The 24,184-nt window shown below is 33.9% G+C and carries 30 protein-coding genes; 17 read left to right on the top strand and 13 right to left on the bottom strand.

The features are described 5' to 3' along the window. Positions 1–95 precede the first annotated feature (95 nt). The 3 genes from P0Y62_09375 to P0Y62_09385 all read left to right on the top strand — a co-directional run bounded on the left by P0Y62_09375 (position 96) and on the right by P0Y62_09385 (position 2,938). Positions 96–587: a sigma-70 family RNA polymerase sigma factor gene (locus P0Y62_09375; protein WEK71762.1), complete on the top strand. Its 492-nt coding sequence runs from the start codon at positions 96–98 to the stop codon at positions 585–587. After that, complete coding sequence (locus tag P0Y62_09380; GenBank protein ID WEK71763.1) at positions 580–1,254, top strand: beta-carotene 15,15'-monooxygenase; 675 nt, start codon at positions 580–582, stop codon at positions 1,252–1,254. The genes P0Y62_09375 and P0Y62_09380 overlap by 8 nt, the downstream gene beginning before the upstream one ends. Before the next feature lie 61 nt (positions 1,255–1,315). Beyond that, positions 1,316–2,938: an AMP-binding protein gene (locus P0Y62_09385; GenBank protein WEK68087.1), complete on the top strand. Its 1,623-nt coding sequence runs from the start codon at positions 1,316–1,318 to the stop codon at positions 2,936–2,938. A gap of 49 nt (positions 2,939–2,987) precedes the next feature. Here P0Y62_09385 and rpoN read toward each other — a convergent pair whose 3' ends face one another. The 4 genes from rpoN to P0Y62_09405 all read right to left on the bottom strand — a co-directional run bounded on the left by rpoN (position 2,988) and on the right by P0Y62_09405 (position 7,367). Then, complete coding sequence (rpoN, locus tag P0Y62_09390) at positions 2,988–4,451, bottom strand: RNA polymerase factor sigma-54 (GenBank protein WEK68088.1); 1,464 nt, start codon at positions 4,449–4,451, stop codon at positions 2,988–2,990. A gap of 157 nt (positions 4,452–4,608) precedes the next feature. After that, positions 4,609–6,057 (bottom strand): asparagine--tRNA ligase, encoded by a 1,449-nt coding sequence (gene asnS, locus P0Y62_09395; protein ID WEK68089.1) that lies wholly within the window; start codon positions 6,055–6,057, stop codon positions 4,609–4,611. A 135-nt stretch (positions 6,058–6,192) separates the two neighbouring features. Next, a complete protein-coding gene (locus P0Y62_09400) occupies positions 6,193–6,792 on the bottom strand; it encodes a CDP-alcohol phosphatidyltransferase family protein (GenBank protein ID WEK68090.1) in 600 nt (199 codons plus the stop codon). An 8-nt stretch (positions 6,793–6,800) separates the two neighbouring features. Beyond that, positions 6,801–7,367 (bottom strand): hypothetical protein, encoded by a 567-nt coding sequence (locus P0Y62_09405; GenBank protein WEK68091.1) that lies wholly within the window; start codon positions 7,365–7,367, stop codon positions 6,801–6,803. Positions 7,368–7,422: 55 nt separating this feature from the next. Here P0Y62_09405 and P0Y62_09410 point away from each other — a divergent pair, with 55 nt between their 5' ends. The 4 genes from P0Y62_09410 to P0Y62_09425 all read left to right on the top strand — a co-directional run bounded on the left by P0Y62_09410 (position 7,423) and on the right by P0Y62_09425 (position 10,708). Further along, on the top strand, positions 7,423–8,400 hold the full coding sequence (locus tag P0Y62_09410) for an XRE family transcriptional regulator (protein WEK68092.1): 978 nt from the start codon (positions 7,423–7,425) through the stop codon (positions 8,398–8,400). A 1-nt stretch (position 8,401) separates the two neighbouring features. Next, entirely contained in the window at positions 8,402–8,782 is a 381-nt protein-coding gene (locus tag P0Y62_09415) for a hypothetical protein (GenBank protein WEK68093.1), read from the top strand. A 9-nt stretch (positions 8,783–8,791) separates the two neighbouring features. Further along, entirely contained in the window at positions 8,792–8,887 is a 96-nt protein-coding gene (locus tag P0Y62_09420) for an AraC family transcriptional regulator (GenBank protein WEK71791.1), read from the top strand. 177 nt (positions 8,888–9,064) lie between these two features. Further along, positions 9,065–10,708: a serine hydrolase gene (locus tag P0Y62_09425; protein ID WEK68094.1), complete on the top strand. Its 1,644-nt coding sequence runs from the start codon at positions 9,065–9,067 to the stop codon at positions 10,706–10,708. A 79-nt stretch (positions 10,709–10,787) separates the two neighbouring features. Here P0Y62_09425 and rimM read toward each other — a convergent pair whose 3' ends face one another. The 5 genes from rimM to P0Y62_09450 form a co-directional block, all read right to left on the bottom strand. Beyond that, positions 10,788–11,330, bottom strand: a complete 543-nt coding sequence (rimM, locus tag P0Y62_09430) for a ribosome maturation factor RimM (GenBank protein ID WEK68095.1) — start codon at positions 11,328–11,330, stop codon at positions 10,788–10,790. Between the two features lie 12 nt (positions 11,331–11,342). Next, positions 11,343–11,900, bottom strand: a complete 558-nt coding sequence (locus P0Y62_09435; protein ID WEK68096.1) for a 30S ribosomal protein S16 — start codon at positions 11,898–11,900, stop codon at positions 11,343–11,345. A gap of 111 nt (positions 11,901–12,011) precedes the next feature. After that, positions 12,012–12,593, bottom strand: coding sequence for a hypothetical protein (locus P0Y62_09440; protein ID WEK68097.1), 582 nt, complete (start codon positions 12,591–12,593; stop codon positions 12,012–12,014). 2 nt (positions 12,594–12,595) lie between these two features. Next, positions 12,596–13,105, bottom strand: coding sequence for a nitroreductase (locus tag P0Y62_09445; GenBank protein WEK68098.1), 510 nt, complete (start codon positions 13,103–13,105; stop codon positions 12,596–12,598). Between the two features lie 164 nt (positions 13,106–13,269). Next, the gene (locus P0Y62_09450) at positions 13,270–13,719 is read right to left on the bottom strand and encodes a hypothetical protein (protein ID WEK68099.1); all 450 of its coding nucleotides are present in this window, start codon (positions 13,717–13,719) and stop codon (positions 13,270–13,272) included. 131 nt (positions 13,720–13,850) lie between these two features. Here P0Y62_09450 and P0Y62_09455 point away from each other — a divergent pair, with 131 nt between their 5' ends. Beyond that, the gene (locus P0Y62_09455; GenBank protein ID WEK68100.1) at positions 13,851–14,207 is read left to right on the top strand and encodes a DUF805 domain-containing protein; all 357 of its coding nucleotides are present in this window, start codon (positions 13,851–13,853) and stop codon (positions 14,205–14,207) included. Between the two features lie 39 nt (positions 14,208–14,246). Here P0Y62_09455 and P0Y62_09460 read toward each other — a convergent pair whose 3' ends face one another. Then, complete coding sequence (locus tag P0Y62_09460) at positions 14,247–14,780, bottom strand: SRPBCC family protein (protein ID WEK68101.1); 534 nt, start codon at positions 14,778–14,780, stop codon at positions 14,247–14,249. Positions 14,781–14,983: 203 nt separating this feature from the next. On the opposite strand from P0Y62_09460, the gene P0Y62_09465 reads away from it, so the two are divergent. The 6 genes from P0Y62_09465 (at position 14,984) to P0Y62_09490 (ending at position 19,938) form a co-directional block, all read left to right on the top strand. Beyond that, positions 14,984–17,002 (top strand): M3 family metallopeptidase, encoded by a 2,019-nt coding sequence (locus P0Y62_09465; protein WEK68102.1) that lies wholly within the window; start codon positions 14,984–14,986, stop codon positions 17,000–17,002. A 17-nt stretch (positions 17,003–17,019) separates the two neighbouring features. Further along, positions 17,020–17,913 (top strand): GIY-YIG nuclease family protein, encoded by an 894-nt coding sequence (locus P0Y62_09470; protein WEK68103.1) that lies wholly within the window; start codon positions 17,020–17,022, stop codon positions 17,911–17,913. A gap of 34 nt (positions 17,914–17,947) precedes the next feature. Beyond that, positions 17,948–18,478 carry a dihydrofolate reductase family protein gene (locus P0Y62_09475; protein ID WEK68104.1) on the top strand — a complete coding sequence of 177 codons (531 nt, stop codon included), beginning with the start codon at positions 17,948–17,950 and terminating at the stop codon, positions 18,476–18,478. A gap of 76 nt (positions 18,479–18,554) precedes the next feature. Beyond that, entirely contained in the window at positions 18,555–18,941 is a 387-nt protein-coding gene (locus P0Y62_09480; protein WEK68105.1) for a tetratricopeptide repeat protein, read from the top strand. 10 nt (positions 18,942–18,951) lie between these two features. Further along, a complete protein-coding gene (locus P0Y62_09485; GenBank protein WEK68106.1) occupies positions 18,952–19,152 on the top strand; it encodes a YqaE/Pmp3 family membrane protein in 201 nt (66 codons plus the stop codon). A gap of 141 nt (positions 19,153–19,293) precedes the next feature. Further along, positions 19,294–19,938 carry a hypothetical protein gene (locus tag P0Y62_09490; GenBank protein ID WEK68107.1) on the top strand — a complete coding sequence of 215 codons (645 nt, stop codon included), beginning with the start codon at positions 19,294–19,296 and terminating at the stop codon, positions 19,936–19,938. Positions 19,939–19,994: 56 nt separating this feature from the next. Here the strand turns inward: P0Y62_09490 and P0Y62_09495 are convergent, their stop codons facing one another. After that, positions 19,995–21,020, bottom strand: a complete 1,026-nt coding sequence (locus P0Y62_09495) for a lysylphosphatidylglycerol synthase transmembrane domain-containing protein (GenBank protein ID WEK68108.1) — start codon at positions 21,018–21,020, stop codon at positions 19,995–19,997. Between the two features lie 4 nt (positions 21,021–21,024). Then, positions 21,025–21,375, bottom strand: coding sequence for an aspartate 1-decarboxylase (locus P0Y62_09500; protein WEK68109.1), 351 nt, complete (start codon positions 21,373–21,375; stop codon positions 21,025–21,027). A 399-nt stretch (positions 21,376–21,774) separates the two neighbouring features. Between P0Y62_09500 and P0Y62_09505 the strand changes: the two genes are divergently transcribed. Then, positions 21,775–22,065 (top strand): HU family DNA-binding protein, encoded by a 291-nt coding sequence (locus tag P0Y62_09505; GenBank protein ID WEK68110.1) that lies wholly within the window; start codon positions 21,775–21,777, stop codon positions 22,063–22,065. 140 nt (positions 22,066–22,205) lie between these two features. Here the strand turns inward: P0Y62_09505 and pdxH are convergent, their stop codons facing one another. After that, positions 22,206–22,847 carry a pyridoxamine 5'-phosphate oxidase gene (gene pdxH, locus P0Y62_09510; GenBank protein WEK68111.1) on the bottom strand — a complete coding sequence of 214 codons (642 nt, stop codon included), beginning with the start codon at positions 22,845–22,847 and terminating at the stop codon, positions 22,206–22,208. A 23-nt stretch (positions 22,848–22,870) separates the two neighbouring features. On the opposite strand from pdxH, the gene P0Y62_09515 reads away from it, so the two are divergent. Together P0Y62_09515 and P0Y62_09520 are read left to right on the top strand one after the other, a co-directional pair. Beyond that, on the top strand, positions 22,871–23,419 hold the full coding sequence (locus P0Y62_09515; protein ID WEK68112.1) for a YqgE/AlgH family protein: 549 nt from the start codon (positions 22,871–22,873) through the stop codon (positions 23,417–23,419). A gap of 97 nt (positions 23,420–23,516) precedes the next feature. After that, a complete protein-coding gene (locus P0Y62_09520) occupies positions 23,517–24,101 on the top strand; it encodes an N-acetylmuramoyl-L-alanine amidase (protein WEK68113.1) in 585 nt (194 codons plus the stop codon). Positions 24,102–24,184: the final 83 nt, after the last annotated feature.

Consider the following 24,184-nt stretch of genomic DNA (forward strand, 5'->3'; position numbering starts at 1 on the left):
CTCAATAAAACTTATAACTCATAATTAATAACTTATAACTATTCAACAATTCCCACATTATCACTATATTCGTACAACTAAACTACATATCCTCATTGGGTTCAAAAGAAAAAGAATTTGCACAGCTTATTAAAGATAATCAGGGATTGATTATCAAAGTTTCGCGTCTTTATACCAATTCTCTTGAGGATGAAGAAGATCTTTTCCAGGAGATCGTCTTACAGCTTTGGAGAAGCTATGGCTCCTTTAAAGGAAATTCTAAAATTTCTACCTGGATGTATCGTGTGGCTTTAAACACTGCGATTACGCTTTTCAGAAAAAAAAGCAAAAGCCCGCTTACGAACGAACTGGATATTAATCACAAAGATTTTGTAGAGGATGACGATGAGAAACAGCAACAGATTTCTCTTTTATATACCGTGATTAAAACCCTTCCCAATATAGAGAGAGCCATCGTCATGATGTATCTGGATGATTTGCCTTATAAGGATATTGCAGAAAACCTCGGGATCACCGAAGTCAATGCGCGTGTGAAAATGAACAGATTAAAGAAAACCCTTAAAGAAAAGATGGAAAAATATGCCTGAATTTGATTTAGACAGCTTTAAGAAAACATGGCAAGAACAGCCTGTTCAAGAAAAATACGACAACACTGAGATTCTTCAGATGCTGAATAAAAAATCACGTAATTACGTTAAATATATTTTCTGGATCAGCGTTGTAGAGTTATTATTCTTTTCCGGCATAGGGTTATTTTACGTTATAAAAGGAGACGAGTCCAATAGTTTTTTAAAGCTTCTGGAGAGATTGGGAGCACAAAAAACCCCGGAAATCATTGCCAATTTTGATACCATTTATTTTGCTATAAAAATTTTAAGCTTACTTGTTACAGCTTATTTCGTCTTTAAATTCTATCAAAACTATCACAAGATAAAAATTGAGGAAAATCTAAAGGGGCTTATTACCCGTATCATTCAATTTAAGAAAACTGTAAATGCTTTTATTTTAATAAGTATCGCCATATTACTTTTATTTATCATGACATTCACAGCATTCATTTTTTATGCATTGAATTCCCAAAACATAGAGCCAAAAGGCTCAGACCTTATGATCGTCATTGGTATAATTATGGTGAGTACAATATTATGCGTACTACTTATCTGGCTATACTATAAGCTTGTTTACGGAATTATCATCAGAAAACTTGACAAAAATCTAAAACAGCTGAAAGATATAGATTCACAGGAAATTTAATTCACCCATCCGTTCCAAGATAAAGATATAATTGTTAATTTTATTTATCAAATCTTAATCTATGCCTTTATCTTACGTTCATGGAGCATCTAATATTCCGTTATTGGGACAGACTATTGGAGCTAATCTAAAAAATACCGTAGAAAAATTTCCACATCAAGAAGCATTGATCTGTGTACACCAAAATTACCGCGCCACTTATCAGGAATTTTATAACCAAACCACTGCTGTTGCAAAAGCCCTTATATTTTTGGGAGCAAAAGCGGGCGACAGAATCGGAATTTGGTCTACTAACCGCTATGAATGGGTTCTTTTACAATATGCCACAGCCAGAATCGGTACTATTCTGGTTAATATTAACCCTGCATACAGAACCAGTGAGCTGATCTTTGTGATCAATCAGTCCGAAATGTCACACATTTTCTCCTCTTTAGCCTTTAAATCAAGTGATTACAAAGCAATGATTACTGATGCCAGAGAATTCTGCCCTACTCTAAAATCAGAAATTTTCTTTGATGACAATTGGGAAGATTTTTTAAATAACGGACAGGAAATCTCTGACGATGTTTTACACAGCTATGAAGAACATGTTCAATTTGATGATCCGGTAAATATTCAATATACATCAGGAACAACAGGTTTTCCTAAAGGCGTGACCCTTTCCCATCATAATATTCTGAATAACGGATATTTTATCGGAATACGATTAAAATACACGGAAAAAGACAGAGTTTGTATTCCTGTTCCTTTTTACCATTGCTTCGGAATGGTAATCGGAAATATGTGCTGTACTTCTCACGGAGCCTGCATGGTGATTCCAAACGACAGCTTTGATCCCGATATTACCTTAAAAGTGGTTTCTGATGAAAAATGCACCTCTTTATATGGAGTTCCCACCATGTTTATCGCTGAACTGGCCGTAAAAGATTTTGATAGTTTCGATTTTTCAAATTTAAGAACCGGTGTAATGGCGGGTTCTGTCTGTCCGCCTGAGATCATGAAAAAAGTAGAAAGCCTTATGAACATCAAAGAAATGAGCATCTGTTATGGAATGACGGAAACCTCCCCTGTTTCCACCCAGACTTTAATTGGAACGCCTTTTGAAAAACAGGTAAATACGGTAGGAACTGTCCAAAACCATTTAGAAATAAAAATCATTGATGAAAACGGGAAAATCCTTAAACGTGGGGAACATGGAGAACTCTGCACAAGAGGATATTCTGTCATGTTAAAATACTGGAACGATACTGAAAACACCAAAAAAGTTATTGATGACGGACGGTGGATGCATACAGGAGATATGGCCGTGATGGATGAAGAAGGCTACATCACCATTTCCGGAAGAATTAAAGATCTGATTATCCGGGGTGGAGAAAATATCTCCCCCAAAGAAATTGAAGACTTTCTATATACATATCCTAACATTTTAGATGTCCAAATCATCGGAGTTCCCAGTGAAAAGTTTGGAGAAGAAGTCATGGCATGGGTAAAGGTAAGAAAAGGATTCAATGTAACAGAAGATGAACTTTTAAACTATTGCAAAGGAAGAATTGCCCATTATAAAGTTCCAAAATACTGGAAATTTGTAGAAGAATTCCCGATGACGATCTCAGGAAAGATAAGAAAAGTAGAGATGAGAGAGGTCTCCATGAAAGAGCTTGGCCTGGAACATATAAAAGAATAAATCAGTAAATAAAAAAAGCATTTCAGATTGAAATGCTTTTTTTATTTTTTTAGAGTTCTTTTCTTAGTCTTGCTACAGGAATATTCAGCTGTTCACGATATTTTGCGATCGTTCTTCTGGCAATATTATAGCCCTGCTCTTTTAAAATCACTACCAATGCATCGTCTGTCAATGGTTTTCTCTTGTTTTCTTTATCGATAACTTCCTGAAGGTGGGTTTTAATCTCTTTTGTCGAAACTTCTTCACCATCATCATTGGTTAAACTATCAGAGAATAAATCTTTAAGATAAACAATTCCGTTCGGAGTATCTGCATATTTACTTTTCACCACCCTGGAAATTGTGGAAATATCAAAACCGGTAATATCTGCAATATCCTTTAAAATCATTGGTTTTAATGACTTCTCATCTCCGGTAATGAAATAATCTTTCTGGAATTTCACAATCGCAGTGATAGTCTGTAATAAAGTATTCTGACGCTGGTTAATGGCATCAATATACCATTTTGCCGCATCCAGCTTTTGTTTGATAAACAAAGCTGCCTGCTTATGTTCTGCAGAATTCTTATCATGAGAATACGTTGATAAAATATCTTTATATTCCTCAGAAACCCTTAAAGTAGGCGCATTTTTGCTGTTCAGCATCGGAATTACCTGTCCGTCTTTTACCTGAATAACAAAATCGGGAATGATTTCCTGATTAATGGTTATAGTCTGAGTATCAAAATTGCCTCCTACTTTTGGTGATAATTTTGAAATTTCATCCAAAGCATCTTTCAGATCTTCTTCTTCAATATCATACTTCTGAATGATCTTATTATAATGCTTATTGGTAAGTGCATCAAACTGATGTCTCAAAATACTAGCCGCCAGAGAAACTGCTTTATCAGAGCTTACTTTCTTTTCAATCTGTAAAAGAAGGCATTCTTGTAAATTTCTTGCACCCACACCGGATGGATCAAGCTTCTGAATATAGTTTTCAAGAATATCTTCTACTTTTTCTTTGGTCGTGTAAATCCCTTGGGAAAAAGCCAAATCATCTACAATCGATTTGATTTCTCTTCTCAAATATCCATCTGTATCCAGATTTCCTATGACGTATTCAGCAATTTTCACGTCTTCATCTGTAATATTTACCAGGTGAATTTGCTCCATTAAGTAATCATATAAAGACTGACCTTCCGTCAGGAGACTTTCATTGTCAAACTCTTCATCATCAGGAGAATAGTTACTGGATGCCGTTTTATAGCTAGGTTCATCATCATAAAGGTATTCATTCACATCGAAATCCGTTTCAATACTTTCTGTACCCTCACTCTCGTAAGAATCTTCAAGAGAAGAATAATCATCTTCCTTAGAGTCTTCTTTTGCTATTTCCAACGCAGGATTTTCCTCTAACTCTCTTTCCAATTCCTCCTCAAACTCCAGAGTATGAAGCTGAATAAGCTTCATCAACTGGATTTGCTGAGGCGCCAGCTTCTGTCCTAATTTGAGTTGTAAGTGTTGTTTAAGCATATCTGTCTTTGTGTTTTAACATACATATTCTACGAATTTAATAAATTTATTTGTAGAATAATAATTTTTAGCACGATTTTTGTATTATAGATCTTTATAATAAACTATTTTAAATAAACGAAAAAGCCTTAAAAATTACTTTAAGGCTTTTTGTTTTTTAGAATTCTGCGTTTTTCGGTGTTCTTGGGAAAGGAATTACATCCCTAATATTGGTCATTCCCGTTACGAAAAGAACTAACCTTTCTAGCCCTAATCCAAATCCTGCGTGTGGGACAGAACCGAATTTTCTGGTATCTAAATACCACCAAAGCTCATGTTCATCCACATGCATTTCTGCCATTTTCTGTTTCAGAACATCCAGTCTCGCTTCTCTTTCAGAACCTCCGATAATCTCTCCGATTCCAGGGAAAAGAACATCCATTGCCGCAACGGTTTTATTATCGTCATTCAGCTTCATATAGAACGCCTTTATTTCTTTCGGATAATCAAAAAGAACTACCGGGCTTTCGAAATGTTTTTCAACCAGATATCTTTCGTGCTCAGACTGAAGATCGGTTCCCCAGTTTTCAACCGGATAAGCGAATTTTCCTTTTTTATTTTCTTTAGAGTTCATCAGGATCTCAATGGCTTCCGTATAAGAAACTCTCTTGAAACGTTTAGCAACAACATTTTCAAGTTTTTCGATCAATCCTTCTTTTGCTCTGTCTTTTTCTGCTTTTCCTTTTTGTTCTTCAGCAAAACGTTTATCTAAGAACTCCAGATCATCTTTACAGTTATCCAGTACATACTGAATCACATATTTCAGGAAATCTTCCGCCAAATCAATGTTGTCTTCAAGGTTATTGAAAGCAACTTCCGGCTCGATCATCCAGAATTCTGCCAAGTGACGCGTTGTGTTTGAGTTTTCTGCACGGAAAGTAGGTCCGAACGTATAAATCCTTCCCAATCCCATCGCTGCAGTTTCCCCTTCCAGCTGTCCTGAAACCGTTAAGTTTGTTTTTCTTCCGAAGAAATCCTGAGAGAAATCAATATCTCCCTGTTCATCTCTTGGAATATTATTTAAATCAAAGTTCGTTACTCCGAACATTTCTCCTGCCCCTTCTGCATCAGCACCCGTGATGACAGGTGTGTTGATATAAAAGAACTGGTTTTGGTTAAAGAATGAATGCACTGCAAAACTAACAGCGTGACGCACTCTGAACACCGCTCCGAATAAGTTCGTTCTGAATCTTAAGTGAGCCTGATCTCTCAATGTTTCCAATGAGTGTTTTTTAGGCTGAAGAATCGTTTTATCTCTTTCCTCCGTAAAGTTATCTCCTAAAATAATAATCTTTTTAGCGATGATCTCTACCGTTTGTCCAGCTCCCTGACTTTCTACAACTTCACCTACCACTTTCAAAGAAGCCGCGGTACTGATTTTACTAATAATCTCTTCGTCGAAATTTTCGAAATCAACAACTATTTGCAAATTATTAATCGTAGAACCATCATTAAGCGCAATGAAGCGATTAGAACGGAACGCTCTTACCCAGCCGTAAACCGTAATGTCATGATGTAATACTTTCTTGTAATCCTGTAGGATTTCCTTAATGGTCTGCTTTTTCATTTGTTGATTAAAATTTTTGTATAAAAATTAATGTGTGCAAAGTTACAAAAAAACAGCGCAACTTAATGGTTACGCTATCTTAATTAAAAATTGATTTATCGATTATTTAATAAAAAACTATGCTTTAAATATGAACTAATTAAAGAAGATTGATTTTTTACGCTTTTTTCCATTGCGAATTCTCCAGGCATGATAGGAACTCGGAACATCATACTGCCATTTTGGAAGAAGTAAAATGATAAGGATAACATCGATATGGGAAATAAATCCTAATCCCACTGTGAGATAAAAAGCCCAACCTGCCTGTTGAAATCCAATTAAATAAGTAAAAGCAATCAGCAGACTTACTCCCCACATTTTTGATAAAAAAGCATGAGTACAGGTTTCCTTACCGAATTTCAGAATACTTATAATATAGCATAAAGCTTCCATCCCGAAAATTAGCACGATTCCTTCCCACTGTTTTTTTATTAGTTCAGGATTTAAAAAGTAAGCAGCAAACCCCAACGAAAGCCAGAAAACCAGATCGGTCTGACTATCCAATCTTCTTAGTTTTTCGGAAGAAACACCAACTTTACGGGCAATAATTCCATCGAAAATATCTGTTAACAACCCGAAATACATTAATGCTAAAATTAAAAATCCGGATTCCTCTCCTTCGAAATAAGCTAATGAAAAGATGATGGGTGCAAGAATAAATCTTGTAGCAATTAAAATGTAGGGTAATGTTTTCATTATAAATATTATTGGATTTTTTTATATTTTTCAGCATAATTAATAGTGTAACCAGCCCACATTATAAACAAAGCCGCACCACTGTTATCATAATAGTCCTGAATCAGTAAATTCTTTTGGGCAGTAAGACCAATTCTACTTTGAAAACTTTGACATCCACCAAATAAAAAAGGAATTCCATGACATTTTGAGGTATAATTACTCAAGGAAAGCAAACCGCTTTTGAGGGTGGCATTGTATTTAAAAGAATATTTCAAAGAATCATTTTTTAAAAGCTTAAAGTCTATTTCGTATGTTTTGGGTTTGGCTAAAGGGGTTGATCTTATAATAACCTTATCACAATCTGCAATTTTAGAATTATTCAAATTAATCATTCCTGCGAAGTCTCTCGTTTCCTCAGATTTTTTATTTCCGGCATTAATATGTTCATATCCTTTAAATTCGTATTCTCCATCAATCATCAAAATATTTTCTTTGGTAATAATCGACAAATCATCTTTAATCATTTTTCTATTGAAAGTCGTACAGGAATTAAGAATCAGAACAACTACGGAAAGTATACATAACTTTTTCATGGCTCATTTATTTAAAATTATACTTCAAAATTATCTGCGAAAAACACAAATCCGAATGCGAAAAAAAATTAAAATAAATAAGTACATTTGTGAAAATCACAAAACCATGCATCAGGAACGTTTGCTTAAGGAAATCCGAAAGAAAATTGGCGACAAATCGCTGATCGACGAAATTGCGAATATCCTGAATATTAGTTATGATGCAGCTCATAGAAGAACTTCCCTGAAAGCTAAGTTCAGTTTTGAAGAAGGTCTGGAACTTGCAAAATATTACCAGATTCCGGTGAATCAGTTTATTACTTCAGATCAGCAGATTGTAGCACAAAAAACTACAGCGGTAACAGAAACAAACGATTTAAAGTCATTTTTCCAAAATAACCTCAACGTTTTTGAAAATCTCCCTCTTTCAGATGGAATGACGATTTATTATTCAGCCAAGGATATTCCGTTTTTTTATACACTTTCAGACAATTTACTTTCCCGTTTTAAAATTTATGTATGGATGAATCTGCTGAATGCGAAACAGGTATTCATTCCATTTCTTCAGTTTTCTCCACCTAATTTCGAACCTAATACAAAGGAGTTAAAGAAGAAATATGAAGAACAAAATGTGGTAGAATTATGGAATGACATGACGGTTTCCAGTATTTTGCAACAGATTTTATTTTACTATGAAACCGGACTTCTGAAAACCCATGAAGCCCGCATTATTCTTGAGGAATTAAAAGAATTAATCGAATATATTGAGCAAAAAACAGAAAATGATTCAAAATTTCATCTCTATGAAAATGAATTGATGCATCTTTCGAATGATATCTTTTTTCATCATCCGCAACAGTCGCTTTTTGCTTTACCGGCAAATATGTTCGGCTATATTTTGATTAATGATGCTAAAACTTGCAATGAGACCAAGAATTATTTTGAACATCAGATCAAAAATTCAAAATCTTTGGGAACATCCGGAAATCGTGACCGGAAAATATTTTTCAATAAAATATATGGCCAGATTGAGAATTTAAAACAAAAGTTATAATATGAAAAACCTTCGTAATGGGCAATTTTTTGGAGAGACCAACGAGACCATCAGTTTCGATGGAATCACCATTACAGATACAGAATACACCCATCCTTTTGTTGATATCCATCAGCTTTTGCTGAATGTTTTCAATCAATTATCCGATCAGAAAAGAAGCTCAGAAAAGAAACCGCTTTGGGTAAAACATATTGATGAAATCTTGCATGAACATTTCTCAGAAAAACTGAATTTAGTTGAGCTATCTAAAACACTGAGTATTCAACCGATGCATTTGAGCAGGGATTTTCAGAAATATTTTCAATGTAATCTGGGTGAATATCTGAGAAAATTAAAAGTTGAAAGATCTTTGCCTCTTTTGAATAAATTTGAGACTTTATGAGAAGTTGCACTGGAATGTGGATTTTCAGACCAGAGCCATTTTATCCGCTGTTTTAAGGAAAACATTGGAATTACACCTTTGAAATACCAGAAGCTTTTAAAATGATCTTCTCATTTTGTCAATTCTCATATAGCCGAATAGATTCTTCACACCGCTTCTCTTTGTTGACAGCCTGCATTAGCAGTACATATTACATGGAGTGCAAAAAGAAAATCAAAAATGTTAATTTCATTCTATTTTTTCTAAAAACTGATATCTATTTTTGTTAAGATAAAATTGACAATGAAACCAATCATCTTTTTTGTGTTAGTACTTATGTCTGGTTTGTCTTCTGGACAAACTTCAAACATCATTGAGCCTGAAAAAATTGAAAACTCCGTTCAAAAAAATCATTTGAACAAAATTATGTTTTTAGACAGAGTCATTCCTCTAGAAAAGACAAAAGAAAGTGATTTCCTAAAAACCATGACATTCCAGGAGGATAAAGATTTTGATATTCGTGTTTTTCTCGGTAATTCATTGGTCAATTATTTACACCAGCTTGAACCTCATTTGACTACAGATGAACTCCTGAAAAACGGAAACTATCAATTCAATTTCATCGTTGACGGAAAATTAATATATACTGAAAATCTGAATCCGGGAGCAGGAACTGCAGAAAGTAAAAAAAACAAAACCAATTTTAGAATTCCTTTTATAAGCGCAACAAACGAGGATTCCTGGGGAAGATATTTGTGGATGCGTTTCTATCTTGCCAATAATGGAATTGATGCATTGGAACCGGGAAATCACATCCTGAACATTGAAATAAAACCTTACTTAAAAACATCAGCCTTGAAAGTAGGAAATGTAATTGCTGAAGGAGAGCTTCAACTAATTATTCCTAAAAAAAGTATTTCTGAACAACAAATTACAGTCCAGAATATCAAACCGGGAAGTGGCTGGAAAGTTTCCGAAGAGAAATTCACTACTGAACGGATAAGAGCTTTGAATCAAAGAATAGCAGAAGACAGGTTTCGTGACATTACCGGAATTGTTGTGATAAAAAATGAGAAACTGCTGTTGGAAGAATATTTTAACGGATATAAAAGAGACAGTTTAAATGATACGCGCTCTGTTGGAAAATCCTTTTCCTCAGCATTAATGGGAATAGCAATAAAAGAGGGTTATATTAAAAGTGAAAATCAAAGCCTGAAAGAATTTTATAATACAGAACAATTCAATAATTATTCATCTAAAAAAGACAGCGTTACCATTAAAAGCTTACTCACCATGAGCTCTGCTTTCGACGGAAATGATGAAGATTATGAATCTCCCGGAAATGAAGAAAATATGTACCCGACCGACAATTGGATAAAGTTTGTTATGGATCTTCCTATGACCGAAAACAAAATCGGAAAAATCTGGAATTACTTTACCGCGGGAGTAGTTTTGACAGGAGATATTCTGGATAAATCTATTCCAAACGGACTGGAATATTACGCTGATAAAAAACTTTTCCAACCTCTCGGAATTAAAGAGTATAAATGGCAATTCACCCCTCAACACAAACCTTCTTTGGCGGGAGGACTAAGAATGAAAGCTTTAGATTTCGCCAGATTCGGACAGCTTTATAAAAACAACGGAATCTGGAATGGAAAACAGATTTTGGATCAAACATGGATTAAAAAGTCTTTTACCAATTATTTTTCTGATTATAAAAACTTTGAAGGTTATGGGTATCTGTTCTGGAGAAAAGTGTATAAAGTTGGTAACAAAGAATTTGAATCCTATCAGTCCAATGGAAATGGAGGAAACAAAATTATCATCTTTACAGAAATACCAGTCGTGATAGTTATTACAGCAAAAGCATATAATAAACCTTACGCACATTCTCAAGCTGATAAAATTGTACAGGATTATTTATTACCCGCAATTAGTGAGTAATAATTGGCAGGAACAATAAAATATTGTGAATAAAATGAATGTTCAGTGGTGAATTGCTCACCAACATCAAAAAGAAAAATTATTCGTCTTTTTTAGAAGGAACTAAAAAGACATCAATAAGACCTTCAGGAAGTTCCATTTTAATGAATCTTTCTTCTCTGTTTACTTCAATAATCCAGTCTTTAATAGTAGGAATTACCACTTCTTTTCCGTCCAGATTGGTAATAAAATATACTTGTGCCGTTTGATCATTTACAGATCTGATCACACCGCAGTCATTTTCGTTTTCATCGAAGATATTATATCCGATGATTTCGTGATAGTAGAATTGCTTTCCTGATAGTTTTGGCAGTGAAGTCAATGGTAAATAAACATTCTTACCTAGAGACTGGTCAACCAAAGCTTCTGTAGAGTTTTTAAAAGCAATATTAAGAGCATCAAGTTTGCTCCATGATGATTTTTCAATAAAAAAAGGAACCAATAATCCGTTGATTTCAACGAATATTGATTCCAGTTTATTGTAAAGCTCGGGTTGGTCTGTATCCAGTTTAAGGATTACGTTTCCCGCAAGTCCGTGTCTGCGTGTGATTTTTCCTAATAAATAGCAATCTTCTTTACGCATACCGGAATTTTCTTAAGCTTCAGTATTTTCTTCTGTAGATTCAGCAGCAGCTTCTCCTTCTGTAGCAACTTCTTCAGCAGGTGCATTAGCAGCTTCTTCAGCAGCCTTAGCATCAGCTTCAGCTTGTGCAGCAGCAGCGATTCTAGCTTCATTTACTTTTACTTCAGCTTCTAAAGCAGCTTTCTTAGCGTCAGATTTAGCAGTTGCCAAACCTTCTACTTTACCTTGTACTTTAGAATCTTTAGCTTCTACCCAAGCATTGAATCTTTTTTCAGCTTCAGCCTCATCAAAAGCTCCTTTAGCAACACCACCTTGTAAGTGTTTTTTGTAAAGTGCACCTTTGTAAGAAAGAATAGCTCTTGCAGTATCAGTTGGCTGAGCACCGTTGTTTAACCACTTCACAGCAGAATCAACGTTCAAATCGATAGTTGCAGGGTTAGTAATTGGGTTGTAAGTTCCTAGTTTTTCGATGAATCTACCATCTCTTCTTGATCTAGAATCTGCAACCACGATGTGGAAGAAAGGTCTCCCTTTTGATCCGTGTCTTTGTAATCTGATTTTTACTGACATAATGTTTGAATTTTACGGGAACTCGTCCCAGTTAAATATTTAAGAGTGCAAAGATAAACAAAATTTTCAATTCAAATAGTCTGAAACTAAGATATTTTTATTTCTTTTTTACTAAAACAAAATAAAAGGCAATACTGTTGAGAGGATTACAGAAATAAAAACAGCTAAAAATACGATAAGATTATCTCTGGTTTTTCCTGTAATAGCTTTAATTACCAAATAGTTTACAACATAGAGAGGAATCAATAAAAGAAACGAACCTTCGTTGGTTATTAAAACGAAATCCCTTAATACCAGGATTCCGATGACTGTTGATATTAAAATACCCAAAAGGCTTCTGTAAATAGTTCTTTTGTCGATTGCATTATTTTCTTTGTAGGATGAAAATTGATAATACTTTTCGATAATGAAATATTCCAATTCTTTTTTAGTAAGAATATCAGATGAAATATTACTCTCAATAACATTAAAATCATCTCCTTTCCGAACCCTATTATGAACCTCAAAAGAAATCCGTCCTTTTTCTTTAATTAAAGCCGTCCTGAAATTAGCTTTCTTTACAAACTCATTATAATCGAATTTCTGACTGATTGCCTCTCGCATTTCATCATTGATTTTACCTGTATGCTCTACCATTGAAAGGTAGGCAACGATCAAATCTTCTTCGTTATAATTTCTGTAAAAATTTTTCATTTTTAGATATGCCCCATATAAAACAAACCAAGGCATTTCTGGTTCTCTTCAATCGTCAAAGACTCTTTCAAATGATCTACAATTTTCGGAGAGCTCCAGTAACATCCTATTTCATTGGCCGTACAGGTAAGATACATATTCTGAACCGCCATAGAAACTGCTGCGATTTCTTCCCATTCAGGAACCATTCCACTGAAATTAACCACAATAGAAATTACGGCATCTGCTTTATTGATTTTAAAACCAATATCATTATATTTTTTTTCCAGAAAAAGTTGTTCGGGCTGGGTTGCTTTGTAAATAGACTGCATTTCTAAAGCCAGTTTGGCTTTTTCCTCGCCTTTAAATATTTTAAAACGCCAAGGTTTTGTGCGTTTGTGATTGGGTGCTAATGTTGCTGAATGTAAAATTTCATCAATAATTTCCTGAGAAATTTCATTTTCATTATAATCTTTTGGAAAGATACTTCTTCTTTGCTCTATGATTTCTTTTAAAACTTCTGCTTTATTCATAAAGCAAAATTACAACATGAAACTCAATATTTTTTATGATTCTAAATTAATTTTTTTGTCATTCTGACGAAGGAAGAATCTCAATAAGATGAAGGAAAAATTTCCACAATAAGAACAGAATCTTTATTTTGTTTTACTTTATTCAGAACGACAGAGAAAAGATCTTATAAAACTTCAATAATCTCCTGATGAATTTTATTTAATGTAAAATCATCACCGGATTTCATCCCCATCATTTTTTTGGCCATTGGGCTTTCCGGGGAAATCGCGTAAAAACGATCACCTTCAAAGAAAAATTCACCCAATGAAACCGAAATATAAAAACGGGCTTTATTGGTAATCACCAAAGAACCCAACTGGATACGTTCAGTAGAATTGATTAAGACCTTCGCCATATTTCTCTTCAAATCATTCAAAGCTCCAAGCTGTCTCTGCATTTGGTAAATTTCCTCCTGCATTTCCTCTCTCATACTGTCATATTTCGGAGTTTTTTTGATATCGCGACTTGCCTCCTGGGTAAACTCAATAAAGCTTTTAAGCTTCTCGATCTTCTCAGCAATCACGTTTTTCACATAATTTCTTATGTCATTTTTCTCAAATACTATCTTCTCCATACATCGAATCTTTATATAAAGATAATATTTTTAAATAATATTTATTCAACTTAATATAAAATTACTATTTCTACTATTTCAGAGGAATCTTAAAATAATTTTTACATTTGTTCTCCTAAAAAACTAAAATCATGTTTGAAAATCCATTTTCAAGTACAGGAAGAATCAGAAGAACAGAATTCGCACTTTCCTATTTAATCTATTTTATCGTATTGCTTTTTACAGTCATTTTAGCAGGTGTCACAAAATTCTCTCTTTTTTATCTCCTTGCAGTTTTTGTATGGTTTGTCGGATTGATTTTTCGGGTGATGCAGGGCGCAAAAAGATGTCATGATTTAGGAAACAGCGGATGGTTTCAGTTCATCCCTTTTTATTTTATAGCAATGATTTTTGCGGACGGCGAACAGAGAGCCAACAGATATGGTCCCAATCCGAAAGGTATTGGAAATTACAATTCTATTAACGAAATCGGCAAAAAAGAATTGTAAATAAAAAGCCTTGCAAATTTTCTACAAGGCTTTCTATATTTATTTTTCCACTAATTTTTTCAGATTATCCAATCCTTCTCCATAAGATTTTCCCATCTGATAATCCATCATCGGTCTCATTACTTTCATCATAGGGTCTTGTTCAGTATCCATACTCCAAGTCACTTTTGTGGCATTTCCTTCAGGAGTCAGTATAATGTCTGACGTAGCTTGTCCTTCAAACGGCTTTTTAAAGATCATTTCTGTTTTCTGTTTTTGATTGGGAACCAGTTCCTTAATTTCCTGACATCCCGATCCTGCATGCTCATTCTGGCTATCCCAGCAATATTTATCACCTACTTCCCCTGCATTCCCCGTATAGGTAAGCGTTATATTCTTATCTAATTTCAGCCAGGGATTCCATTGGTTAAAAGCTTTCATAGAACTTACCTGTTGCCATACTTTTTCTTTTGGAGCGTTGATTACGATAGATTTTTCATAATGGTAATTTTTGCCGAAAGCCAATATTGCCACTACAGCATATACCAGAATTAAAAGAATAATGACACCCAGAACTTTTAAGATTTTTTTCATAGTTTTAATTTATTTAGAGTTAAAATTTTCAACACTTAGCTGTTGCCAAAAGTAGTCATTCCAACTTCATTTTAACTTCGCCTATGACAAGATTAATAAAGATAAACAAATTTGTCACATCTTTTCATTCAGGCATCATTTTTGAGCACTCCCCTCACAAATCACTATGATTCCTTACATTTACAATCATTAAAAATCAAAAAATGAATATTTTAACAGAAAAATTTAACACACCATATCATTCTGCTCCATTCAATTCCATTAAAAATGAAGATTATCTTCCCGCTTTTAAAGAATTAATACAAAACTCTGAAAAAGAAATCGACGCTATTGTCAACAATCCTGAAGAACCTACATTCGAAAATGTAATTGAAGCATTGGCTTATTCGGGAGAACAGCTGGATGTTGTTTCCAATATATTTTTCAATCTGAATTCTGCTGAAACAAGTGATGAGTTACAACAAATTGCTCAGGAAGTTTCCCCGATCTTAACGGAATATTCTTCTAAAATTTCTCAAAATGAAGCTTTATTTAATAAAATTAAAAAAGTATATGATGAAAAAGAGAAATATAACTTAAATGAGGAGCAGCAAATGCTTTTAAATGAAACCTATAAAGGTTTTGTAAGAAGCGGTGCTTTATTGAATGAAGAAGACAAGGAAAAACTAAAGAAAATCAGTATGGATTTGTCTTTAAAATCGCTTCAGTTTGGGCAAAATGTATTGGCTTCAACAAATAATTATTTTAAACATATCACCAATAAAGAAGATTTGGCAGGAATTCCGGATGCCATTCTGGAACAATATGCAGAAGAAGCAAAAGAAAGAAACCTTGAAGGTTGGGTGGTGACATTACAATATCCAAGCTACATTCCTTTCATGACCTATGCGGAAAACCGCGAGCTGAGAAAAGAAATCGCTTTGGCAAATGGTAAAAAATCTTTTGACGGAGGTGAATTCGATAATCAACATTTAATCAAAGAGCTTCTTAGTTTAAAACAGCAAAAAGCTGAATTATTAGGATATAATAATTATGCAGATTATGTTCTGGAAGAAAGAATGGCAAAGTCTCCATCAAAAGTAATTGACTTCCTGAATGAACTTCTGGTAAAAGCAAAGCCTTATGCACACCAAGAAATTGAAGAATTAAAATCTTTGGCAAAAGCAGACGGAATTGATGAGATGCAATCGTATGACCATGCTTTTTATGCCGAAAAACTTCGTAAAGCTAAGTTTGACCTTAATGATGAGGAATTAAAACCGTATTTCCCATTGAACCAAGTCCAGGATGCTGTTTTTGGATTGGCACATCAGCTTTTCGGATTGACTTTTGAGGAAAGAAATGACATTCCGAAATACCATGAAGACGTAAAAGTCTATGAGGTAAAAGAAAACGGAGATTATAAATCTTTACTGTATGTAGATTATTTCCCGAGAAAGGGCAAAAGAGCCGGAGCCTGGATGACCAGCTATAAAAATCAGTATAAAAAAGATGGTGAAAACTCACGTCCGCATATTTCTATCGTTTGTAATTTCAGCAAACCAACAAAAGATACCCCGAGTTTATTGACCTTTCAGGAAGTAACTACTTTGTTCCATGAATTCGGTCATGCTCTTCACGGAATGCTGGCCAACACGCAATACCCTACTCTTTCCGGAACTTCTGTGAAATGGGATTTTGTAGAATTACCTTCTCAGTTCCTTGAAAACTTCTGCTATGAGCCGGAATTCTTAAAAACTTTTGCAAAACATTATAAAACAGGAGAAACTCTTCCTGATGAAAAAATCGAGAAGATCGAACACTCCAAAAATTTCATGGAAGGTTACCAGACTTTAAGACAACTTGGTTTCGGATTATTAGATATGAATTACCATACAAAAGTAGCAGAGCTGGAAAATAAGTCTGTAAAAGAATTTGAAGATGAATATACGAAAGCTACGCAATTGTATCCTGCAAATCCTGAAACAGCAATGAGTCCTAGTTTTTCCCATATCTTCCAGGGTGGATATTCTGCAGGATATTATTCTTATAAGTGGGCGGAAGTTCTGGATGCCGATGCTTTCCAGTATTTTAAAGAAAACGGAATTTTCAATCCTGAAATTGCCGCAAAATATAAAGTTCTTTTATCTTCGGGAGGTACGAAAGATCCTATGGAGCTGTATAAGAATTTCAGAGGTAGTGAGCCAAAAGTGGAGAGTTTATTGAAGAGAGCTTTTGGGTAAACATAATAAAGTCAATTATGAAACTAGGAAAAAGTATAAGAATATATTTAAAAGAAGGTTCTATAAATGATATAAAACTTGCGGAATTATTGAACTTAACTATTCAAGCCCTATCTTGCCCTAGAGATAAAATATTTGAATTAAACCTATCTTTCCAAAATCAAATAAATAAACAAGGTGTATATTTTTTGATTGGAAATGATGATTCAACTGGTAAGTTAAAAGTTTACATTGGAGAAGCTGAGAATGTATGGGAAAGAATAAAAAACCATGCAACAGGTAAAGATTTTTGGACGGAGTTGATTTTAATCACAAGTAAAGATGATAATATCACAAAATCACACATAAAATATTTAGAAAGTAGATTAGTTGATATAACAAAAAATGCAGATAGATATATTTTAGAAAATAGCAATATTCCTACTTTAACTTCACTTCCTTTACCTGATCGTGACGCTATGGAAGAATTTATCTTAAACATTAAACTATTAAATGGAATTTTTGGACATAAATTTCTTGAAAAACAATTGCCATCCAAAAATAATACACTTGATGAGCTATCCAACAAAACAGATGTATCAGAAGAAAGAAGCCTGGTTTTTAATTCAAAATCAATAAAAGCCAACGCTATACAAACAGATGAGGGAATTGTAGTACTTACTGGCTCTCAAGTTTCAGCAGCTGAATCAGTAAATTATGGTTATAAAACGTTAAGAGAAGAATTAATTTTAGACGGAACCATTTCAAAAAATTCTTTAGGAAATTTAATCTTTAATAAAGACCATTTATTTAATAGTCCTTCAGCCGCGGCTGCAGTAATTGTAGGATATTCAATTAATGGAAGGAGAAATTGGAAAAACAAAGAAGGTAAAACATTAGATGAAATTGAAAAGAGTAAAATTGCTCAATAAACATTAATAATACAATCTTTAAAATCTCTTATAAATGTCACAAATCATCCTTTACATCGCTCAAAGTCTCGACGGTTTCATTGCCAAACCTGATGGCAATCTGGACTGGCTCACTTCCACTCCGCCTTCCGAATTGGGAGATTACGGATACACTGAACTTTTCAGCAGTATCGAAACCATTATCATGGGAAGAAAAACCTACGATATTATTATGGGATTTGAAGAAGAATGGGCCTATTCGGAAAAGGAAACTTTTGTAGTTACCAGAGATCAAAATTTAGAAATTAAAAGTCCGAAAACCCATCTTTTAACAGGAGATCTCTTAGCTTTCATCTCTGAACTTAAAGCAAAATCCAGCAAAGACATTTGGTTAATGGGAGGTGGAGAGCTGATTAAATATTTCATCAACAATAATCTTTTGGATGAAATGACCATCTCTATCATTCCAAAAATCATTGGTGATGGAATCCCATTATTTCCCGATGGTATTTCAGAAACAGAATGGAAACTGAAAAATGTTCAGCCCTACGAAACCGGACTTGTCAATCTGATGTATGAAAAATAAATATTTATAAATCACAAAGTTTCTGAATTTTCAGAGACTTTTCTTTTAATTTGTACCATCAATCTGTATTTAAACAATGAACACTATCCCCAAAAGACTAGAAAACATAAAAAAGCTCCAAGCCAAAAGATGGGACAACGAAGAAGAACACTGGGACGAGATCAACGAGCTTTTAATCAACGAGCTGGATGAAATTTTACTGATCGAACCAGAAAACACAGTGGCTTTAATCGATCTGGGGACTATTTATTCTGATCTGGGAGAAAATGAAAAAGCAATCTATCATTTAAAACAGGCATTGAATCTGGGCTCGGAAGATAAAAATCTTTATATCAATCTTGCCATTGTAATGGTTGATATGGGAATGCATGCGGAAGAATATCACGAATATCTTGAAATTGCAGAGGATAAAGAAGAAGATCCGCTGACTTTTAAAGCCTATTTTGATCCACAATCTTATTAATATATTAATTATGTTACTGGCCATTCTCCTTCCTTTTTTATCTTTCATCGTTCGTGGAAAAATTTTCACAGGAATCATCTGTCTGATATTACAAATCACATTAATAGGTTGGCTTCCTGTTGCAATTTGGGCAGTTTTATCTTTACATAATGAAAGGGCAGACAAACGAACTGAAAGACTTATTCGCGCGATGAAGGAAAATAAAAAATAATTCTCTTTTTCAACATAATAATCAATCTGTTCCTGACAATTAATAAAATATTCATGAAATAATCCCATATCTTCATATGATGTCATTTTTTTCGTTACCTTAGAGTAGAAAATGTTGAAAAACCAGGCGTTGCATAAGATTATGGCAGAAGAACTTTATTTTATAAAACCCAATCCTGTTGTTGCAAAAATTAATTTGTATCATAAGCTATGCAATGAAGAGGATAATTTCCTACGTTTTTTAAATACTGATCAACAAGTAAATCTTGAAACTATTAAAAATAAGCTTCAGGATTCTATAGAAACCCTGAGTCCGAAGGAACTTCGGCAACTTTTTGACTGGTTTAAATTCCAATACAATTCAGTAATCAATGATGAAGTAAAAACCCAGCTCTACATCAATGGGATTGAGCTTTTCCATGAAATTCCACCGGTTCCTGCCAAAATGTACGACAGCATCCTGAATGATTATGAAAAAGTAAATCAGTGTGATCTTCAATATATTTCAGCAGCAGATCAATTTAACAAATTTCTATTATATGGTCTTTTTTACACCAGTTTTACGCAGGAAGTAAACACTGAAAAACGTATTCTCATTGACTATTTAAAAACACAACATACTACGATTTACGAAGCAGCACAAGCTGAGTTTAAAGAAAAAACAAACCAAACAAACTTTACAGAAGATTTGAATACTAGCGGAATTGTACTATTTGACAATTTCTCTGAGCTTTATGATTCAACCAAGTTTTACAAAGGTTCAATCATTCAGCTTACGGATATTTAAAAAAATGACCGGAAGAAAACTTTCCCGGTCATTGTATTATTTTTTTAAATAAACGATTATTCAAACTCTTTTTCAGCAAATGCTTTGTTTCTTGCTTTTGCCAGCATAGGAATGGAAATAAGCCCCATTACCAACATAATTACAATCTGTAAGGGCAAGGAAATAAAAGAATACGTTAATCCCACTTCACCTCCCAATTGTCCGCTTTTCCCCATTGAAATGAACAAAGCCATAAAACCATATTTCATAGCCAGGTTAAAAGCTCCAATCCCGCCACTTGCAGGAATGATCATTCCTAATGTACCTACAACAAGAATTAAAAAACCATCATCAAAAGTAAAATTTGAAGTTTCCGGAAGTGCAAAACATACAAGAAATGCTGCAAAATAATAAGAAACCCAGATTCCTATAGTATAAAGGATAAATTTTCCTTTCTGTCTCAACTTAAATATTGAAGTTAGCCCCTGAATAATTCCATCAATGAATTTGATTATTTTATCTAAAACAGGAATATTTGCCAATCTTTTTTTAAAGACAAAAAACAAGACTGCTCCTACAATTAATATTCCGACGATAAATAGAATTTTGTTCGTATTAATATTAATTCCTGAATTTTTGTAGAAAGACAGAATTACTTCTCCTTTAAATATCAGGGTCAATCCTAAAAAAACAACCATACAAACCAAATCCACAACCCTTTCCAGAATAATGGTTCCGAAAGATTGGTCAACAGGAACCTTTTCTACCCCATACAATGCAGTTGCTCTTGCCACTTCTCCACTTCTGGGGATCGTAAGATTCATTAAATACCCAAAAGAAATTGACCACAATGAATTGGAATTTGAAATCTGATGTCCCATAGGTTCCAGCATCAGGTTCCAGCGAATAGCCCTGAACCAATACGCCGCAATTCCAAAGCAGGCCGCAAATAAAACCCACCAGTAATTCGCTTTCGCTAGTGATTTCTGTATTACTTTAAAATCCAACCCTTTAAGGGCAAACCATAAAAAAAAGCCTGCAAAAGCAAGCGATATTACTATGGTGAGTAATGATTTTAAAGGATTTTTTACTTTTTTCTCCATCGGATTATGTCAAAAGATTGGTCTTTTCATCCGGGAAAACAATTTTCGGCTGGAAATCCTTAGCTTCTTCGGGAGTCATCTGCGCATAGGCAATAATAATGATGATATCATCCTTTTGTACTTTTCTTGCAGCCGGACCGTTCAAACAAACTTCACCAGATTTTCTTTTTCCTTTGATAACGTATGTATCAAAACGCTCTCCGTTATTTACATTTACGATATACACTCTTTCGCCCACTACCAATCCGGCAGCTTCTATAAGCTCTTCATCAATCGTAATACTTCCAATATAATTAAGGTCTGAAGCCGTAACTCTTACCCTGTGAATCTTAGACTTGAAAACTTCTATTAACATGGTGCAAATTTATTAATAAAAATTCAGAAAACAGCCTTTTAAAATGATTTTAAAACTAACAGATACACAGCAGTTTAATTTTAAAAAATATATTTTTTTTGAATTTTAATTAGCAAATATTCAAACATATTCTCAAAAACATTGAGAGTTTATCTTAAATTTAGGATTTAATAAATACATAAAATAAAATATCAATTTTGCTAAAGTCAATATACATAAGCAATTGGCATGATTTTAGTAACGGATAACGTAGATTTTTCGTGAAATGTTAAATTATGATATTTTAATCATTTTAATGGAAATTTGAAAAAATTACACAATATTTAATAAAAAAATTGCACAATTAGAAAATAGTATTATATTTGCTATAATAACGAACTAACTTTAATATTAAAAATTATGAACAAGTCTGAATTAATCGACGCAATCGCAAAAGATGCAGGAATTACTAAAGTTGCAGCAAAAGCTGCTTTAGAATCATTCATCGGTAATGTAACTTCTACTCTAAAGAAAAAAGACGGAAAAGTTTCTTTAGTAGGTTTCGGAACATTCTCTGTAGCTGAAAGAGCTGCTAGACAAGGTATCAACCCTGCAACTAAAAAACCAATCAAAATTGCGGCTAAAAAAGTTGCTAAGTTCAAAGCTGGAGCTGACTTATCTAACGCAGTTTCTGGTGCTAAGAAAAAATAATCATTCAGATTAAAAAATCAGAGGCTGTTTCTATTGAAACAGCCTTTCTTGTATGTATTGGGACGCTTCGCATTCGCTCAGCATGACATTGTTATATTAGTGTAATACTGAGCAAATGCGAAGCATCTTAATTATAATATTTACGGAGCCAGTCTTGCTATTTTCCAGTCCAAATCCTCCAAAGTATAAACAATCCTGTCGTGAAGTCGGTTGGGTCTTCCTTGCCAAAATTCTATTTCATAGGGTCTTGCAAGATATCCGCCCCAGTTTTCAGGTCTCGGAACTTCAGTATTTTCGTATTTTGCTTCTAAATCTTTCAATTTTTCTTCTAAAAACTCTCTATTTGGAATTTCCTGACTTTGTGGAGAAACTACAGCTCCAAGCTGGCTTCCCTTAGGTCTTGAATGAAAATATCCGTCACTTAGATTCTCGGCAATTTTTTCCAGTTCTGCTTTAATGATAATCTGTCTTTCCAACCCCGGCCAGAAAAAATGAAGACAAGCCTTATGAGTTCTTTCTATAGATTTTCCTTTTTTACTGTCGTAGTTCGTATAAAAAATGAATCCTTCATACGTATATGATTTAAGCAAAACCATTCTTGTACGAGGACATCCATCTTCTTCCACTGTAGAAATCGCCATAGCATTCGCTTCAGAAATAGTAGGAGTTTCACTTGCTTCCAAATACCAGTCTCTGAATTGCTCGATAGGATTTTGTTTAATCTCACTTTCAATAAGTTGGGATTTCTCGTATACTTTTCTCTTATGGTGCAGGTTTTCCATAAATATTTTTATTAAATTTGAGTATGAATTACTCTTACAAAGGTAAAATATTAATTTCCACACCCGATATTTCCGGCGACATTTTTTCAAGATCAGTAGTCCTTATTATTGACCATAACGAAAATGGGGCATTCGGTCTGATTCTGAACAAAAAGAACAGCCAGATGAGTGGTAAATTTAAAAATCTTTTTGATTTTCCGATTGAAGTTTATGACGGCGGTCCTGTTGAAAACGACAAAGTTTTCTTCATTGTAAAAGGAAAGAAAGTAACGGAGGCTTATTCTGAAATAACGGATGAATTTTATCTCACCGAAGATATTGAAAACATCATGACTGCCATCCTCAGCAATGAATTAAAGATAGAAGATATAAAAATATTTTCGGGATATTCGGGATGGACTGCTCAGCAATTAGATAATGAGGTTATTAAAAAACTTTGGACAGTAGTAGAGATTTATAACCTTGATTACACCCTGCCCAATGATCAAACGCTTTGGAAATCGATTATGCAAAATCTGGGAGGAGAATATCTTCTTTGGGCCAATTCGCCTGAAGACATCTCTTTAAATTAATCTTCTTTTTGTGATTTAACAATTAACAAACTTTAAGAATATTTTAACCAATTTTTAGGAAAGAATTGCCGTTATTTGATAAATCAAAAATCACAGTATGAAAGGAACCAAATTACTCATTGTATCTCTTTTTTCTACGGTATTTTTATCTTTTACTCCTGCCAATAAAAAATACATTGTTATAGATCCCGGGCACGGTGGAAATGATTTTGGATCAAATTTCAACGGACATTCTGAAAAAGACATCACCCTTGCTATTGCGAAGGAAATCAAAACTCTTGTTGATTCCCAGGATAAGTATGAGGTGGTTTTAACCAGAGACTCTGATACGGATAGCCAACTTAAGGAAAGAACTGATCTGATCAATAAGCTTCACCCTGAAATGGCTATTTCATTACATGTGAACAGCAGTCCTCAAAAAGAGTCTGCAAAATATGGACAGGAAATTTTTGTCCAAAACTCTGATTCTTCAAAAATATTAGCTGAGAGGATCTCTCAAAAATTCATTGATAGCAAAGTAATTGGAGAACGTGATCTTCACATTTTAAGAGAAAGCAAGTCTCCGACAGTATTGGTAGAGCTTGGATTCATTAATAACTCTAAAGACAGAGCTTATATAACCAGCAAAGAGGGACAAAAAGAAATCGCCCAAAAGTTTGTTGAGATCATCAACGAAAACTAGATAAAAAACAAATTCTGAGGTATTCAGAATAAAACCCGGTAAAGGACTTTGGAACTTTGTTGTTTACCGGGTTTGCCAATTTT

Origin of the sequence: Candidatus Chryseobacterium colombiense, assembly GCA_029203185.1 — a bacterium.
GTDB lineage: Bacteria > Bacteroidota > Bacteroidia > Flavobacteriales > Weeksellaceae > Chryseobacterium > Chryseobacterium colombiense.